Source organism: Pseudomonas guariconensis, assembly GCF_040822035.1.
Taxonomy (GTDB): domain Bacteria; phylum Pseudomonadota; class Gammaproteobacteria; order Pseudomonadales; family Pseudomonadaceae; genus Aquipseudomonas; species Aquipseudomonas guariconensis.
The window spans coordinates 636,176-652,357 of the sequence record NZ_CP162012.1; the positions used below are offsets into that span (position 1 = coordinate 636,176).

Annotated in this window: 11 protein-coding genes; 3 read left to right on the forward strand and 8 right to left on the reverse strand. The window is 63.0% G+C overall.

Annotated features, from left to right (window positions below):
- Positions 1-15 precede the first annotated feature (15 nt).
- Together AB1N67_RS02895 and AB1N67_RS02900 are read left to right on the forward strand one after the other, a co-directional pair.
- Complete coding sequence (locus AB1N67_RS02895) at positions 16-702, forward strand: hypothetical protein (RefSeq protein WP_052352398.1); 687 nt, start codon at positions 16-18, stop codon at positions 700-702.
- 81 nt (positions 703-783) lie between these two features.
- On the forward strand, positions 784-1,407 hold the full coding sequence (locus AB1N67_RS02900) for a hypothetical protein (protein ID WP_090343140.1): 624 nt from the start codon (positions 784-786) through the stop codon (positions 1,405-1,407).
- 19 nt (positions 1,408-1,426) lie between these two features.
- Here the strand turns inward: AB1N67_RS02900 and AB1N67_RS02905 are convergent, their stop codons facing one another.
- From AB1N67_RS02905 to prmA, 8 genes are all read right to left on the reverse strand, one after another.
- Positions 1,427-2,023: a MarC family protein gene (locus tag AB1N67_RS02905; RefSeq protein ID WP_043207917.1), complete on the reverse strand. Its 597-nt coding sequence runs from the start codon at positions 2,021-2,023 to the stop codon at positions 1,427-1,429.
- Positions 2,024-2,167: 144 nt separating this feature from the next.
- A complete protein-coding gene (locus tag AB1N67_RS02910) occupies positions 2,168-4,939 on the reverse strand; it encodes a hybrid sensor histidine kinase/response regulator (protein WP_043207916.1) in 2,772 nt (923 codons plus the stop codon).
- A gap of 132 nt (positions 4,940-5,071) precedes the next feature.
- On the reverse strand, positions 5,072-6,364 hold the full coding sequence (gene purD, locus AB1N67_RS02915) for a phosphoribosylamine--glycine ligase (RefSeq protein ID WP_043207915.1): 1,293 nt from the start codon (positions 6,362-6,364) through the stop codon (positions 5,072-5,074).
- Between the two features lie 182 nt (positions 6,365-6,546).
- Positions 6,547-8,154 (reverse strand): bifunctional phosphoribosylaminoimidazolecarboxamide formyltransferase/IMP cyclohydrolase, encoded by a 1,608-nt coding sequence (gene purH, locus AB1N67_RS02920; RefSeq protein WP_043207913.1) that lies wholly within the window; start codon positions 8,152-8,154, stop codon positions 6,547-6,549.
- Between the two features lie 77 nt (positions 8,155-8,231).
- Positions 8,232-8,552: a DNA-binding transcriptional regulator Fis gene (gene fis / locus AB1N67_RS02925; RefSeq protein WP_008093076.1), complete on the reverse strand. Its 321-nt coding sequence runs from the start codon at positions 8,550-8,552 to the stop codon at positions 8,232-8,234.
- Positions 8,549-9,562 carry a tRNA dihydrouridine synthase DusB gene (gene dusB, locus AB1N67_RS02930; protein WP_043207912.1) on the reverse strand — a complete coding sequence of 338 codons (1,014 nt, stop codon included), beginning with the start codon at positions 9,560-9,562 and terminating at the stop codon, positions 8,549-8,551. The genes fis and dusB overlap by 4 nt, the downstream gene beginning before the upstream one ends.
- Positions 9,563-9,785: 223 nt before the next feature.
- Positions 9,786-11,150 carry a DUF3426 domain-containing protein gene (locus AB1N67_RS02935; protein ID WP_090343133.1) on the reverse strand — a complete coding sequence of 455 codons (1,365 nt, stop codon included), beginning with the start codon at positions 11,148-11,150 and terminating at the stop codon, positions 9,786-9,788.
- 41 nt (positions 11,151-11,191) lie between these two features.
- Positions 11,192-12,070 (reverse strand): 50S ribosomal protein L11 methyltransferase, encoded by an 879-nt coding sequence (gene prmA / locus AB1N67_RS02940; protein WP_043207910.1) that lies wholly within the window; start codon positions 12,068-12,070, stop codon positions 11,192-11,194.
- A gap of 186 nt (positions 12,071-12,256) precedes the next feature.
- On the opposite strand from prmA, the gene AB1N67_RS02945 reads away from it, so the two are divergent.
- Positions 12,257-16,159: a type III effector 1 gene (locus AB1N67_RS02945; RefSeq protein ID WP_367863517.1), complete on the forward strand. Its 3,903-nt coding sequence runs from the start codon at positions 12,257-12,259 to the stop codon at positions 16,157-16,159.
- The last annotated feature ends 23 nt before the right edge of the window (positions 16,160-16,182 follow it).

Below are 16,182 nucleotides of genomic sequence, written 5' to 3' on the forward strand. Positions count from 1 at the left end.
TCAAGGATTTGCATGATGAACGACAAACTGATTACCGATACAAACTCCGCCGCTGTGGTGGAGCAATCGCTGATGACATTCGCTGCTGGGATGAGCCTGCAGAATCGCATCGATGTCATGAGCTCCTACCAGTTCGCATCGCTGGTCGCCTCCAAACTTTATGACAGCGAAGACCAGAGCGAGCAGTGGTACAAGCAGAACCTCAAGGTCATGGAAGACCTGGGCTGGCTGACAGTGCGCCGAACCTACGAGCGTGAACACTCCGGCGAGCAATCGCTCGTTCTGGGCGCCATCGCCTTCAAGGCGATGAAGGTTGTGGGCCAGGCTGTCTTCGGCGGCCCCGTCACTGAGGCGATTAGCAAGATCGCCGAGTCGGCGCTTGATGGGCTGGGGAAGTTCACCGAAGCCCAAGAACTCTTCAAGCGCAACTTCAAGGATAAAATGGCGGGCACTGTTGGCTTGACGGCTTGTCTCGAGACGGATGACGGGCGGCTGATGATGGTGCAAACCGCAGTCAGTACCAAAGGCATGGTACGGGATCTGGACACGATCGCGTTCGAGTGGAAAAACAACGCTGCCTACCACTACTCGGGTACCGCGTTTCTGACGTTCAACACCCAACACTACGCCCGCGTGCGCGAGCATGTGGAAAAGCGGCTGGGTGATCGCCGATTCGACAATGTACTGCAATACGATTTCTGACGCCCGGTACCTGCTTTGCGCGTAGCGTCTGTAGGTACTACGTGGGAAGCATGCCTTGTCGGCCCAACGAGGATATGCATCGTGAACAAGCATCGAGCTGCAGTGGCAGGTAGCAGCCTGGTCGCTTTCCTGCCAGGCATCACCTTGGCGCAGCGCCAAGCGGTTTTGTCGGCAGCGCTGATGGCGGAGCGGGTGACGCGTACCGACCATGACGAGGGGCTGGTGACCGACTGGTTCAGCCATTACCGCAGGCAACTGCAGTTTTATGGTTGGGACGCGGTATCGGCGCAGCAGGTTCATTGGCCTGAGCTCGAGCGCCCCGGCATAGTCAATGCCGCGCTGCGCCGTATAGAAGCCACGGCCGGTGAACGTTATTCGACCGCCGTGAAGCTGGCGATGAACGGTTTGGCCTTGAACGACTGGCCGCTGTTGAATTTTGAGCAGCGCACTCGTGAGCGCGGAGTATTCCAACTACTACCCTGTGCTCCCGGGAAACCCGGATATGTTGATCTGGTGCTTTACCACGAGCGTTGTGAGACCGATACGCTGGGTACTGGATTTCTGTTTCGCAACCGGCAGGAAACCCGGGTTCAGGCCGAGCTCGTCCGTTTCAACACGCGCCTGTTCGATCAGCAGTTTCGTGAGTTGGTGGAAAGGCGCCTGGAGAAGATCGCCCGGCAGCAGATCCTTTCCTTCGAAATTTGAGACCATGGGCTCATTCCGGTCAGGGCACCAGATAACCTTTGATCCCAGTGAAGATGATCTGTGCGGCCAGGGCGCAGACGAACAGCCCCATCAGGCGGCTGACGATCTGCAGGCCTTGGTCGCCCAGGATCCGCTCGATGCGGTTCGACAGATACAGCACCAAGCCAACCGTGAAGCTCGCCAGCGCGATACTGACGATGGCCAGCAGCTTGTCGTCCCAGTGCGGTTGGCCAACGCCCATCACCAGCAACGCACCGATGGTGCCGGGGCCGACGGTGAGCGGGATGGTCAGCGGAACGATGGTCACGTCCTGTTGCACGTTGTCAGCCTGGACCGCTGCCTTGCCCTGGGCCATGCCCAGCGCCGAGATGAAGAGCACGCTGCCGGCGCCGATACGGAAGGCGTCGGGGGTTATGCCGAATACGCCGAAGATGGCACGTCCGAACAGGTAGAGCACGACGCTGGCCACCAGTGCCGCGATGGCCACACGCCAGGCAAGCTGCTTGCGCTCCTTGCTGGAGTAGCCGCGGGTCAGGCTGATGAAGCAGGACAGCACGAAGAATGGGCTGTAGAGCACGAGCATTTTCAGGTAGACGCTGAACAACTCATGGAGCATGGCGCAAATCCATGGCGGTGAGGGTGTGGGCAAGTGTATCAGGCACAATGGCGGCGCGGCTTGCGAGGCTCTCGTGCACGAAGCAGGCGGCGCGGTGAATGGCTGCGGCGCAGGCGACACAGCAGCGTTGTTCCTTCAGGGATCTCACGGAGTCTGCAAACGGTCCGAGGCCGCGGCCCGCTTGCTGGCCCAGAACTGGATCAGCTCGCGCAATTGCGACAGCTCCACCGGCTTGGCCATGTGCCCATCCATGCCGGCCTGGCGCGCGCGATCCTTGTGTTCGGTGAGGATATGCGCGGTCAATGCAACCACAGGGGTGCGCTCGCGTTGGTTGGCGGCTTCCCAGGCGCGTAGCTGCTCGGTGGCGGAGAAGCCATCGAGCACTGGCATCTCGCAGTCCATCAGCACCAGATCATAACGCTGCGCTTTCATGGCGCGCAGGGCTTCCTCGCCATTGCTGGCGGTATCTGGTTCGAGGTTGAGCTTGCCGAGCATGCCGCGGATGACCTTGGTGGAAATGCTGTTGTCCTCGGCGACCAGCACACGGAAGTCGCTGGGCAGGTCCAATGGCGGAGGTGGGCCGGGCAGTGTAGGGGCAGGCGGCTGCTCGCGACCGCGCAGGGCGAGCTCTTCGGCCAGCGTGGTCTTGAGGGTATAGCCGGCCACAGGCTTGGCCAGGATGCGCTTGACCCCGGCATTGCGGGCGATGATCTTGCTCGGCGCATTGCTGATGCCGGTGAGCATCACCACCAGGATGTCGTGGTTCAGGCTCGGATCTTCCTTGATCTTGGCCGCCAGCTGCATGCCGGTCATGCCGGGCATGTTCTGGTCAAGCAGCACGGCGTCGAAGTAGTCGCGCAGGTGTGCCTTGGTGCGCAGCAGGGCGAGCGCTTCCTTGCCCGAAGGCACGGCGCTGACGTTCATGCCCCAGGCACTGCACTGCTGCACCAGGACTTTGCGGCAGGTGTCGTTGTCGTCCACCACCAGCACGCGAGCGTCGCGCAGCGGGCCATCGAGGTCGGCCGGCGGCTGCTCCAGGCGCGAGGGGTCCAGCGGCAAGGTCAGCCAGAGGGTGTTGCCCATGCTGGTGCTGCTCTTGATGCCGAATTCGCCCTGCATCAGGCCGATCAGCTGTTTGGCGATGACCAGCCCCAGATGGCCGCCGAGCTTGTTGCTGGAAAGGAACTGATGGCTGTGCAACTGGGCTTGCAGCAAGGCTTCACGCTCGGCGGCGGGCATCGACTCGCCGCTATCCTGCACGGCGATGCGCAGGCGTGGCAGGTCGCCGCGCTGGTCCAGGGCCACCACCAGCAGGATCTCGCCTTGCTCGGTGTTCTTCAGGGCATTTTCCAGCAGGCTCGACAGCGCCTGGCGCAGTCGGGTCGGGTCTCCGCTGATGACTCGTGGCACCTGGGGCTGGGTGAAGCTGATCAGCTCGATGTTCTGCTGTTCGGCCTTGGCCCGGAAAATGTTCAGGCAATCCTCGATCAGGGCATTGAGGTCGAACTGCACATCATCCAGCTCGATCTGTCGGGATTCGAGCTTGGAGATGTCGAGGATTTCATTGATCAGCGTGAGCAGTTCGTTGCCGGCGCTGTGGATGGTCTGCACATAGTCGCGCTGCTTGACCGACAACGGCGTGCCCAGCAGCAATTCGGTCATGCCCAGCACCCCATTCATGGGGGTGCGGATCTCGTGGCTGATCTTGGCCAGGAACTCGGCCTTGGCGTTGATCTCGGCATCGCTGGCAGCCAATGCGCGGCTGGCGCGGAAGCGCTCCTCGCTGATGCGGCGCAGCCGTTCGCTGACCGACAGGTTCAGCAGCAAGCCGCTGGCCACGGTCAGCCCCATCAGGATGAACAGCAGCCATGGGGTCGAGGTGCGCGTCAGGCCCAGCAAGGCCGGCAGCAGCACCAGACCGCCCAGGTTGAATATCAGCATGGCCACGGCGAACAGTCGCGCAGGGCCGTAGCCCTTGTACCAGTGGTAGGCACTGACCAGCAGCATGGTCACGCTGCCGAGCGCGAGCAGGGCGTAGGTCATCAGGTTCAGTGGCAGGGTGTCCACGAACAGCAGCACCAGGCCGCTGACCGCGACGATCAGCATTTCTGCATGCAGCAGCCGGTTGCAGCGGATCGAGCTGCAGGGGGTGAAGAAATGCTGGGTGAAATACAGCCCGGCCAGCCCGGCCAAGACCAAGGTCAGATAGGCGGCGGGGGTCTGGGCGCTGTGCCACAGCTGCCACCAGGGGCCGCTGAGGTTCAGCAGGATCAAGGCGCTGAGCAGCATCAGGCCGTGGTAAAGGGCCAGGATCAGCGTGGTGCTCGAGCGGGTGTAGAGGAAGCGGATCAGGTTGTGCAGGATCAGCATCACCAGACCGCCGAACAGCAGGCCGAACAGCAATGGGCGCGTCTGGTCGGCCGCGGCCCAAGCCGCAGGCTCAAGGCTGATGGCCGGACGCAACTGGTGTTCGGATACCAGTCGCAGGTAGATGTCCAGCGCGCGCGGGCTGTTGGGCAGCGGCAGCAGGTGGTCGCTGCTGCGCAGCGTCGGGCTGGCATTACCGCCTTGACGACCATGGTGCAGCTGGCGAACGAGCTTGTCGCCATCCAGCGCGTAGAGGTCCAGGCGTGAAAGGTCGGGTGCGAAGACCCGCAGCAATTGCTCCTGCTCACCTGGCTCGAGCCGGTAGTGCAGCCACAGCGCCTGGTCGGCGGGGGCGGCATCGAGTTCGAACAGTTGCAGAGGACTGAACTGGTTGCGGTAGCGGTCCGAGCGGATATCGCTCAGTTGCAGGTTGGCCTGTTCGTCGAGCAGAACGCTCCAGCCTCCACCTTGTTCGGCCGAGGCCGGGGGAAGGCAGAGCAGCGTCAGCAGGCTGACGATCAGGGCAATGGCAATCCGAAGCCGACGCAAGACGAGATCCCTTCCTAGCCGTTGTGCAGGATAACTATGCGCGGGGCGCCAAGACGAAGGCAAGGCCCCGTCGGGGCCTTGTCGACGAGCCGGAGGCCGTGAGCCAGGGGCGTCACGGCGATCCGTTGCAGCTTACTGGTGCTCGCCACGCTCGCGGGCGATCGCACGGTAGCCGATGTCGGTGCGGTAGAAGCTACCGTCCCAGTCGATTTGCTCGGCCAGGCGATAAGCCTGTTGCTGGGCGGCCTCGACGGTGGCACCCATGGCAGTGGCGCAGAGCACACGGCCACCGGCGGTCACGACCTTGCCGTCCTTGAGCGCGGTGCCGGCGTGGAAAACCTTGCCCTCGAGCTTGGCGGCAGCGTCCAGGCCGTTGATCACGGCGCCTTTGGCGTAGTCGCCCGGATAGCCGCCGGCGGCCAGTACCACGCCCAGGCTCGGCTGCGGGTTCCACTGGGCCTCGACCTTGTCCAGGGCCTTGGCGAAAGCCGCCTCGACCAGCAGCACCAGGCTCGACTCCAGGCGCAGCATGACCGGCTGGGTTTCCGGGTCGCCGAAGCGGCAGTTGAACTCGATGACCTTGGGGTTGCCCGCCTTGTCGATCATCAGGCCCGCATAGAGGAAGCCGGTGTAGACGTTGCCTTCCTCGGCCATGCCGCGCACGGTCGGCCAGATCACTTGGTCCATCACGCGCTGGTGCACATCGGCGGTGACGACCGGAGCCGGGGAGTAGGCGCCCATGCCGCCAGTGTTCGGGCCAGTGTCCTTGTCGCCGACGCGCTTGTGGTCCTGGCTGGTGGCCATCGGCAGCACGTTGTGGCCATCGACCATGACGATGAAGCTGGCTTCCTCGCCGTCGAGGAACTCCTCGATGACCACACGCGAACCGGCATCGCCAAAGGCATTGCCGGCGAGCATGTCACGCACGGCGGCTTCGGCTTCCTCGAGGGTCATGGCGACGATCACGCCCTTGCCCGCAGCCAGGCCGTCGGCCTTGATGACGATCGGCGCGCCCTTTTCCTTGAGGTAGGCCAAGGCCGGCTCGATCTCGGTGAAGTTCTGGTAGTCGGCGGTCGGAATCTTGTGACGGGCCAGGAAGTCCTTGGTGAAGGCCTTGGAGCCTTCCAGCTGGGCTGCGCCCTTGGTCGGGCCGAAGCAGTCCAGGCCACGACTGCGGAACAGATCGACCACGCCGGCCACCAGCGGGGCCTCGGGGCCGACGATGGTCATCTGCACGTTCTGCTCGGCGAAGTCGGCCAGTTGCTCCAGGGCAGTGACGTCGATGGCGACGTTCTCGCACTTGGCCTCGATAGCGGTGCCGGCGTTGCCCGGGGCAACATAGACTTTCTCGACGCGTGGGTCCTGGGCGACTTTCCAGGCCAGGGCGTGCTCACGGCCGCCGCTGCCGATGATCAAAACTTTCATGTCAAAACCTCGAATTCTTTCGGACGGGAGGCAAAGCCTCACGCTGTACGAGGTCGCAATGAAGCAGGTAGATGCAAGGCGGGGTCGGTTCCGATGAGCGGAGTTGCCTTCTGGCAATGAGCATCAGCGGAACCGGCCCCAATGCAGCAGATGCCTGCCTCAGTGCGGCCGATTGCCGTAAATCAGTGGCGGAAGTGGCGCATGCCGGTGAATACCATCGCAATGCCAGCTTCATCGGCGGCAGCGATAACCTCGGCATCACGCATCGAACCACCTGGCTGGATCACGGCGGTGATACCCACTTTAGCCGCATTGTCGATGCCGTCACGGAACGGGAAGAAGGCGTCCGAGGCCATGACCGCGCCCTGAACCTGCAGGCCGGCGTGCTCGGCCTTGATGGCCGCGATGCGGGCGGAGTTGACGCGGCTCATCTGGCCGGCGCCCACGCCGATGGTCTGACGCTGCTTGGCGTAGACGATGGCGTTGGACTTGACGAACTTGGCCACTTTCCAGGCGAAGACCAGGTCGTGGATTTCCTGCTCGGTCGGGGCGCGCTTGGTCACGACCTTCAGGTCGTCGGCACCGATCATGCCGATGTCGCGGCTCTGTACCAGCAGGCCACCGTTGACGCGTTTGAAGTCCCAACCAGCGGCGCGCTCGGCTGGCCACTCGCCGCACTCCAGCAGACGCACGTTCTGCTTGGCAGCCACGACTTCGCGGGCAGCCTGGGAGATTTTCGGCGCGATGATCACTTCGACGAACTGGCGATCGACGATGGCCTTGGCGGTTTCGCCGTCCAGTTCGCGGTTGAAGGCGATGATGCCGCCGAACGCCGACTCGGTGTCGGTGGCGTAGGCCAGGTCATAGGCCTTGCGGATGCCGCCTTCGTCCTCCGGTACCACGGCCACGCCGCACGGGTTGGCGTGCTTGACGATGACGCAGGCCGGCTTGACGAAGCTCTTCACGCACTCGAGCGCCGCATCGGTGTCGGCCACGTTGTTGAACGACAGCTCTTTGCCCTGCAGCTGGATAGCGGTGGAGACGCTGGCTTCGCCCTTCTTGGCCTCGACGTAGAACGCCGCGCTCTGGTGCGGGTTCTCGCCGTAGCGCATTTCCTGGGCCTTGACGAACTGGCTGTTGAAGGTGCGCGGGAACTCGCTGCGGCCTTCGGTGGACAGGGTGTCCTTGGCCTGGTCGATGGTGCCCATGTAGTTGGCGATCATGCCGTCGTAGGCGGCAGTGTGCTCGAAGGCCTTGAGCATCAGGTCGAAGCGCTGGGCGTAGGTCAGGCCACCGGCCTTGAGGTTTTCCAGGACGCTGGCGTAGTCGCTTGCGTTGACCACGATGGCGACGTCCTTGTGGTTCTTCGCCGCGGAACGGACCATGGTCGGGCCGCCGATGTCGATGTTCTCGATGGCGGTCGGCAGGTCGCAGCCTGGCTTGGCGATGGTCGCCTCGAACGGGTACAGGTTGACGGCGACCAGGTCGATCGGCTTGATGCCGTGCTCGTTCATGATGGCGTCGTCGATGCCGCGGCGGCCAAGGATGCCGCCGTGGATCTTCGGATGCAGGGTCTTGACCCGGCCATCCATCATTTCAGCGAAGCCGGTGTAGTCGGCCACTTCCACCGCGTTCACGCCGTTGTCCTTGAGCAGCTTGTAGGTGCCGCCGGTGGACAGGATCTCGACGCCCAGCTGTTGCAGTTCACGGGCGAATTCGAGGATCCCGGTCTTGTCGGAGACGCTGATCAGGGCGCGGCGGATCGGCAGGCGGGTAGTCTGGTCGGTCATTTCGGATTCCATAACGCGGTGGTTTCAGCAAAAAAGGCGCCTCTTGGGAGAGCCGCCTTTTCTGATTGGGATTCGGATTACAACAGATCGTACTGCTTGAGTTTCTTGCGCAAGGTGCCACGGTTGAGCCCGAGCATCTCGCTGGCCTTGGTCTGGTTGCCCTTGACGTAGTTCATCACGCTTTCGAGCAGCGGTGCCTCGACTTCCGACAGCACCAGGTTGTAGACGTCCGTGACGGTCGCGCCTTCCAGGTGGGCGAAGTAGTTGTGCAGCGCCTTCTCCACGCTGTCGCGAAGGGTCTGGCCCTCTTCGCTCGGCGTATTGAGGTGCTGTTTCAGGTTGGCGTTGTCGCTCACGGGCGTTGTTCCACTCACTAATGTCTCGGTCATCATCGTCATGCGGCCACCCCTTGTCCGTCCTCTGTCTCAAGGCTCTCTCGACGTTCGCAAAAGAACGCGCGAACGTTGGCGCACTGCGCTTGTGTGTCTTCCAGCGCGTTGAACCGGGCGCGAAACTCCTTGGCGCCAGGTCGTGTTGCCAGGTACCAGCCCACATGCTTGCGGGCGATACGCACGCCCATCACATCGCCATAGAAGGCATGCAGTGCAGCCAGGTGCTCCAGCAGAATGTGTTCCACTTCATCCAGCGCCGGGGCAGGCAGGTGCTCGCCCGTGCGCAGGTAATGCTCGATCTCGCGGAAAATCCACGGCCGCCCCTGGGCGGCACGGCCGATCAGCAGGCCGTCGACGCCGGTGGCGTCCAGCACCGCCCGGGCCTTTTCCGGCGACGTGATGTCGCCGTTGGCAAAAACCGGGATCGACACCGCCTGCTTGATCGCCGCGATGGTGTCGTACTCGGCTTCGCCGGTATACAGATCGGCGCGTGTACGGCCATGGACCGCAAGCGCCTGGATGCCGGCCTGTTCGGCGATCTTCGCCACGGTCAGGCCGTTCTTGTTCGCCCGGTCCCAGCCGGTGCGGATCTTCAGGGTCACCGGTACGTCCACCGCGCCGACCACGGCGTGGAGGATTTCGCTGACCAAGGCTTCATCTCTCAATAAAGCAGAGCCTGCCGCCTTGTTGCAGACTTTTTTTGCCGGACACCCCATGTTGATATCGATGATCTGCGCGCCGGCCTCGACATTGGCCTGGGCCGCCGCGGCCAGCATCTGCGCATCGCCACCGGCGATCTGCACCGAGCGAGGCTCGGGATCGCCTTCATGGATGCGGCGCAGGCGCGATTTGCGGCTGTTCCACAGGCTCATGTCGCTGGTCACCATCTCCGAAACCACCATGCCGGCGCCCAAGCGTTGGCAAAGTGTACGGAAAGGCTGGTCCGTCACCCCGGCCATGGGGGCGAGGATCAGGTTGTTTCGCAGTGTGTAAGGGCCGATGCGTACCGCCGACATAGGTGTTCCCTGTTGTGGGGCCGAATCATGGGAGTCCGAAAAAGGGTTGGCATGATACCCGCTCTCGATGACTGGATAAAGATGAATCTGGATAAAATCTGAACAGCTGCGGGCTTATAACGAGACGCTTCTAGCTGCAAGGTTCAAGCCGCAAGCTTCACGCCAATCGTTGATTGGCCTGCGTTTTTCTTGTGGCTTGAAGCTTGCTAACGAGCGCTGCTTTTCATTCCGGCGAGCGGAAGCTCAGGCTGTAATTAACGGCCTTCGGGCCGGGATCGAGGATGTCCAAGGCGATATGGATGGGGGTCTGGCTGGGCATCTCGCCGCGCCCGGCCAGCTCACCCGACAGGTACTCGCTGGGCTTGAAGCGACGGCTGGCGATCAACTGGCCGTTGAGGTCGGCAAAGCGCAGCTCCAGTAGTGGGAAAGGTTGGGCGAACGGCGCGCGGTTGTAGATGATCGCATCGACGATCAGGGCTCCCTTGAAGTCCGGGTGGCTGCGCACCACCAGGTTGCTGCTCTTGATGCGGGAGATGTCGACGCGGGTCGGCACTGTGCAGCCGAGCATCGGGCACAGCTGCTGGAACCAGGGACGGTACTGGTCCTGGCGGGCCATTTCATCGAAGTGGTAGGCGATGTACTGGAAGACCAGCAGCCCTGCGGCCAGCAGGGTCAACAGGCCCCACAGCAGGCGCTTGAACCCGTTTGGCTTGGCCTTTTGCCAGTCGAGCTGCAATGGGTCGTCCACCACATGCACCAGCGGCTCCTTGCGGGAAGGACGTTCGGCCTTGGCGGCCAGCATCGGCTCCGGCCGCTCATCATGCAGATCGTCTGGCTCGTCGTCATCACGTGCAGACAGGCGCAGGCTGCCGGGTTCGTCGTCGTCGCGGGCAGAGAGGCCTTTCTCAGGGATGTCGTCGTGGATCGAGAGTGGTGCCAGCGGCGCGTCGGCAAGGACGTCGCGCGGCGCGTCCTGGGTGAGTGGGCGAGGCTCGTCGTCGTCTAGGTCCAGGCCGCCCAAGGTCGGCTCGGTGCGTTCGCCGGGTGCCGGCTCGAGGTCCAGATCGAGGGTTTCCTGTTCGACCAGCACGGGGGCAGGCGCTTCGGCGGAAGGCGGCTCCGGCACATGATCGGTGGCGGTGCCGAAGGGCTCGTGCGCGTGCTCATCGTGGCGATGGTCATCGCGGCGGGCCTGCAAGGCCTCTTCACGTGATGGCGCCTGGCGCTCCCGGTGGGGTTCGCGACGCTCGAGACGGGCGAGTTCCTGGTCCAGGTCCAAATCATCCAGCGCTTGTGCGGTGACCGCCCAATCGTCCTGTTGCGGGCTCGGTGCCGGCTGCGCAGGCACGTCCTGAGGCGGCAGGGCCGGCTCCGGTTGCGCGACCGGGGCTGGCGCTGGTGCTGGTGGCGGGCTAGCCGCCTCAGGCGTGTCGGCGCTCCGGTTCTGCTCCAGCAACTGCTTGGCAGCGTTGAACACCTGCAGGCAGTGGCCGCAGCGCACCACACCGCGCGCCATGCTCAATTGCTGGTAGGTGACGCGAAAGCTGGTCTGGCAATGAGGGCACTGGGTGACGAAACTGTCGGTCATGCGGCAATCCGGGCTATGCAGGTGGTTAAGTCTAGGTGGGCCTAGCGGCGGCGACCACTGATGCGTACCCAGCCGTCGCGCACGACGATTGGGTCCAGATCGAAGTCGGCAGCATAGGCAGCGGCTACTTCGTCGCCCTGCTCGGCAAGGATGCCGGACAAGGCCAGCAGGCCTCCGGGGCGAACCAGGCCGGACAATTGCGGGGCCAGCGAGACCAGCGGGCCGGCCAGGATGTTGGCGACCAGGACGTCGGCTTGCATGGCGGGCATCTGCTCGGGCAGGTACAGGGCCAGTCGCTCGTCGGCGATGCCGTTGCGCTGGGCGTTGTCACGCGAGGCTTCGATGGCCTGCACGTCGATGTCGGTGCCGATCGCCTCGCGGGCGCCCAGCAGCAGGGCAGCGATGGCGAGAATCCCCGAACCGCAGCCAAAGTCCAGGACTTGGGTGCCTTCGAGCTGCTGGCCGTCCAGCCACTCCAGGCACAGGGCGGTGGTCGGGTGGGTGCCGGTGCCGAAGGCCAGGCCTGGGTCCAGCAGCAGGTTGACCGCGTCTTTTTCCGGGGCCTCGTGCCAGCTTGGCACGATCCACAGGCGCCGGCCGAAGCGCATGGGCTGGAAGTTGTCCATCCAGCTGCGCTCCCAGTCCTGGTCTTCGATCACTTCGGCGTGGTGCTCGGGCAACTCGGCGCCGGTCAGCAGGCGCAGGTGGGCGAACACCGCTTCGGGCTCGGCGTCAGCCTCGAACAGGGCCAGCAGGTGAGTGTGCGACCAGAGCGGAGTGGTGTTGAGGTCCGGTTCGAAGATCGGCTGGTCTTCGGCGTCCATGAAAGTCACCGAGACGGCGCCGACTTCGAGCAGGGCGTCTTCGTAGGTTTCGGCTTGGTCTGGGCTGATGGCCAGGCGAACTTGCAGCCAGGGCATGGCGGGCACCTTTGGTAAATCGACAGGGGCAGCCCAGGGCTGCGCGTAGCCTGGCAGTTTACTTGAGTGCGTGGGGTTTGTGCATTCCGTGCATTGGCGGTTTCCGGCGCGGGTAGTTGCTTGCTACCGCATGTCGGTCGGTGTCCAGACCAATCCTTGGTGGCTTCTCAATCAGGATTGATCGTCATGAGTGCATCCGTTTCGCCACCTGTCTCCACGACCAGCTCGCCTATCCTTGAGCGCCTCATTGTCTGGGCCGAGCATTTCCAGCGACGGCTGAACGATCAGTCAACCTTCTTCGAGGTCGCCGAGAACAATCTTCTGGTGGAGTTGAAAACCCATTACAGCGACGCTATCGATCCGCGTTTGCCGCACGACCTGCTCGATGCGGCGCTGCAACATCGGATCGATCAGAGGCCGCTGGTATTCGATGCGCAGTTGCACGCGCCTTATCGTCCGGATGGGCGTGTCGTTCAGGAAATACCCGAGACGCGCCGGGATGTCATGGTCCAGCTCGTGGAAAGCGCAAGCACCCGGCTTCTGGATAATTACCAGGATTACCTGACCCGTTACTGGCAGGTGGCGCCCCAGGGGCTTGTGCAGCGGCAAGCGTATCTCGTCCGTGTTGCCGAGCGAGTGGAAGCGCATTGCCAGAGCATCAAGGCCACGCTGGAGTCGGCAGCGCTTCTCGACATGTCGGTGGAGAGGCTGCGTGCGCAGCTCGGTGAGCACGAACACCAGTGGCATGAGCAGTTGGCGTTATCAAGCTTGGCCACCGAAGCCGAGCGTGAAGCGGTCGATGGCGTGACCAAATCCCACTCTCCACATTGGTACAAATTGCTGGATGAAAGCCAGCGCGCTTGTCTGGAGAAGGCTTGGGAAGACTGGCAGGATGCGCAGGACCAAGCGGGTCGCGCACTGGGCGATGTGCGTTCGCTGCAGCGCCACGCCAGTCGCTGTGCGCAAGACTATCTGGACGAGCATTTTGACGCACCGCTGCTCGCTGACCGGATTACATTCAAGCGGCGAAGGCGAGGCGCCTCACTGCAGGACGGGAAATCGCTGAGCTTGACGGAGCTGGTGGCGGAAGGGGCGCTGAATATCGACCAGCTATATGAGCTCAGTGATATCACCAACACCTCGCTTTTGTGCCCGCCACCGAGCGCAGCGCAGATTCGCGAGTTGGCGGCCAGCGTCGATGCCAAGGCAACCTACCTGCCAGCGCTGACCAAGCGCCACGAAGCAGCCGAGGTCAAGCAGGCGCTGTTCGATGCCTATGATTTCGGCCTGAAGTACAGCGCGCAACGCGCCGTGTATGCAGGGCATCTGCAGGACGCTCATCATGCCCGGTTGTCATCCCTGCGGCAGGGCAATCAGGCTCAGTGGGAGGTCAGTGCCATCGAGCTGTTCGACGGCATGGTTTGCAGTGACCTGTTGGTGTTCTTTCGTAGCCAAGAAGGCGTCTTGGACAGCCTGTTCTTGTATGCGCCAGCAAAGCCGGACGGACAGGAGTGGATCGAGCTCAGCTCCCTTCGCATGCTCAGCGCCGAGATTGGCGGCTGGATGAAAGAGGCGGCTGGCCAAGACTACCTGCTGTCGCAATTGCCCGGGGAGCAGCGCGACAGGGCTGTCTTGGAAATCAAAAACATCCAGTCACTGCCCGCTGCATGGGATCTGACCCGCGATCTTCGCAGCGCGAGCCGGGGTTATCAGGCTTGTATCGAAGAAGGCGTTCGGGCGCGCATGACGATACGCGAGCACGAAGTGCAGGCCAGCGAGTCGCCTCGTTGGTACAGCGTGCTGGGCATTGAAGAGCGTCGGGTGATCAACCTGCTTTGCAACGAGGCCCGTGGCGCTGAGCAGGCATTCATCGAGGTGCTGAAAGACTATGAGAGTTTTCAGGACTTTGCCCGACGTACGGTGGGCGAAGCCATCAAGCCGTATCTGGTAAAGCAGGGCATCACCGATCCGGTGGCACCGGAATCGATCGTCTTCGACTTGAGCACGACATTGGCCGATGGGACGACACGTTCTGTCAATCTGCTCGACGTGGTCTGCTATGGCTATGACGACAATTCGGGTATCGACCACCCGAAGCGAGGCGTGCGCTCGCTTGTCGGTCAGGACCTATCTGCGCTGCGAAGCGCCGACCTTGCCCGATACGCGCGTGGTGCCTATGTGGGAGAAAAGTACATTGCTCATGTGCGTGAGCGCTTCCTGCTGGCCGGTTCGGTGGAGTATGCGAACTACCAGCAGCTGTTCGGCAGTGCCCTGCTGAGCGGCATGGATCGTGACTTGCGAGTTGCGCATGGTCGCGCAGAGATCGATCTTGAGACCTACGAGGCGCTGACGCGTCTGGTCACTGAACTGGGACGCACGCTAAAAAAAGAGAAGGCAAGCGGGTCTTCCGAACAAGTGGCCAATCACGATGGGATCTTTCGGCTGACCATCGAGGGGTACGTCATCCTGGGGTGCTATGTGTTCCGCCACATCCAGGAGGGGAAAGCCCAGGACTGGCTGTATGCGCCGGCGGAGCCGAACGGTCGTTTGTTCAGCCGATACAGCACACTGGGGCATGAGATGTCAGGGGTGGCAAACGATTACCTGCTTGCGCGGGCGCCTCTGGCGGGCAGGCGCAAGGTCGAACAACGCCTGATTGCCCTGGCTTCGGGCAGTGCCTCCCGAGATTCACTGCGCGGCCTTCAGCACGTCATCACCATCGCTGCTGAATACGAGGCCTATATCGAACATGCGCTGGCGGATGTCGATGAGGTGACGAGCAGCCACTTCGAGGTGATTCGCACGCAAGTCGCCAAGGGGCTGTTGTACGCGCTGGTGCCGCTTTCTCTCGTCTCGCCGCCGTTCGCAGCGTTGCTGGGCGCCTATTTTGTCGCGGCGCCGCTGCGCTCGGCGATTATCGCCCACACGCGCAAGGACACCGCGCATGCCCTGCAACAGTGGTTGCTCGCCTCTTGGGGTTTGTTGGGGCTGATGATCGTGCTGCCAGGGTTTTCGCTCAGAGCGGTCAGGTCGTTGCTGGACGAAACACGGCACATGCTGGCGATCAAGCAAGTGTCCTCTGCCAGCTGCAGGCGCGCTCCTTCGATGCGTTTGGACAAGCGGTGGGCGGTCAAGGGTGAGCCGGCGAACCTTCAGGAAGTCACCGAGGTGGGCATCTGGCAAGGCACCTACCGCATCGGCGCATCAAGCGAGGCGCCTGGGGTCCGGCACTTCGTCCGCCACCAGGGGCGGTACTTCCAGGTCGAGAGGGACGTGGAACATGGCACGCTGCGCGTGATCAAGGCCAACCGGCCCGACAGTCTTCACCGGGAGGCCATCGTCCGCAGTGCAGATGGTCGCTGGGTGGCCAATAGCACAGGCCTGCGCGGCGGCAACACCGTGCATGACTTAGGGCGGATCACCGACGTGCGGCAAGTCGCCCAGGGTACGAGCCCTGATCCGCTTCGCGGAGCGCTGCAGGGCGAAGCGGTGGTCGGGCGGCTGTCGGCCAGCAGCGCGGACAACTACCTGTTCACGCTCAATGTGCAGAGCTGCGTGGCCGTTTCGCTGTACAACCCGGCAACCAAATGGGGCGCTGTCATCCACTTCGACCATAACATCCGCGGGCTCATCGAACGCGCGATCCGGGACGTTCTGTCTCGCATCCAGAGTGCCGGAGCAGGGGAGGTGCGTGCCGTGATGGCGGGTGGGGATTGGTTGGGAGGGACGAGCATCGGCGAACCGATCCGGTCAGTGCTCAGGCGCCAGGGGATATCCGCGCAGTGGGACCATTGGTCGTACTCTTCATGCTTTGGCAAGACCTATGGCATGACATTGGACTTGGGCACCGGTGTGACCCAGGTCTATACCACCTCCGGCGACTTGGTAGCAGGCTTGTACGATCCGATTCTGCGTGGAGCACGCGCGGGTGCCGCGGGTATCAGCGGCAGGGCTGGCCGAGTGCTAGCGCGAGTCAGGGCCGAACCGTTGTACCAGTTGCGCAGCGGCCAGGTCAGCGATGGCGCGGGTCGTCTCTACAGGACCAGCGAGTACGAGAACAACGCCATCGCGATTCATCTGGTGTCCTGACCACCCAATAAAAACCCCGGCAC

What these genes read in the sequence shown, in the direction of transcription:
- AB1N67_RS02895 (WP_052352398.1), top strand. Translation starts at nt 16, where the DNA reads ATGAACGACAAACTGATTACCGATACAAACTCCGCCGCTGTGGTGGAG.
- AB1N67_RS02905 (WP_043207917.1), bottom strand. Translation starts at nt 2,023, where the DNA reads ATGCTCCATGAGTTGTTCAGCGTCTACCTGAAAATGCTCGTGCTCTAC.
- purD (WP_043207915.1), bottom strand. Translation starts at nt 6,364, where the DNA reads ATGAAAGTTTTGATCATCGGCAGCGGCGGCCGTGAGCACGCCCTGGCC.
- purH (WP_043207913.1), bottom strand. Translation starts at nt 8,154, where the DNA reads ATGACCGACCAGACTACCCGCCTGCCGATCCGCCGCGCCCTGATCAGC.
- fis (WP_008093076.1), bottom strand. Translation starts at nt 8,552, where the DNA reads ATGACGATGATGACCGAGACATTAGTGAGTGGAACAACGCCCGTGAGC.
- dusB (WP_043207912.1), bottom strand. Translation starts at nt 9,562, where the DNA reads ATGTCGGCGGTACGCATCGGCCCTTACACACTGCGAAACAACCTGATC.
- AB1N67_RS02935 (WP_090343133.1), bottom strand. Translation starts at nt 11,150, where the DNA reads ATGACCGACAGTTTCGTCACCCAGTGCCCTCATTGCCAGACCAGCTTT.
- prmA (WP_043207910.1), bottom strand. Translation starts at nt 12,070, where the DNA reads ATGCCCTGGCTGCAAGTTCGCCTGGCCATCAGCCCAGACCAAGCCGAA.
- AB1N67_RS02945 (WP_367863517.1), top strand. Translation starts at nt 12,257, where the DNA reads ATGAGTGCATCCGTTTCGCCACCTGTCTCCACGACCAGCTCGCCTATC.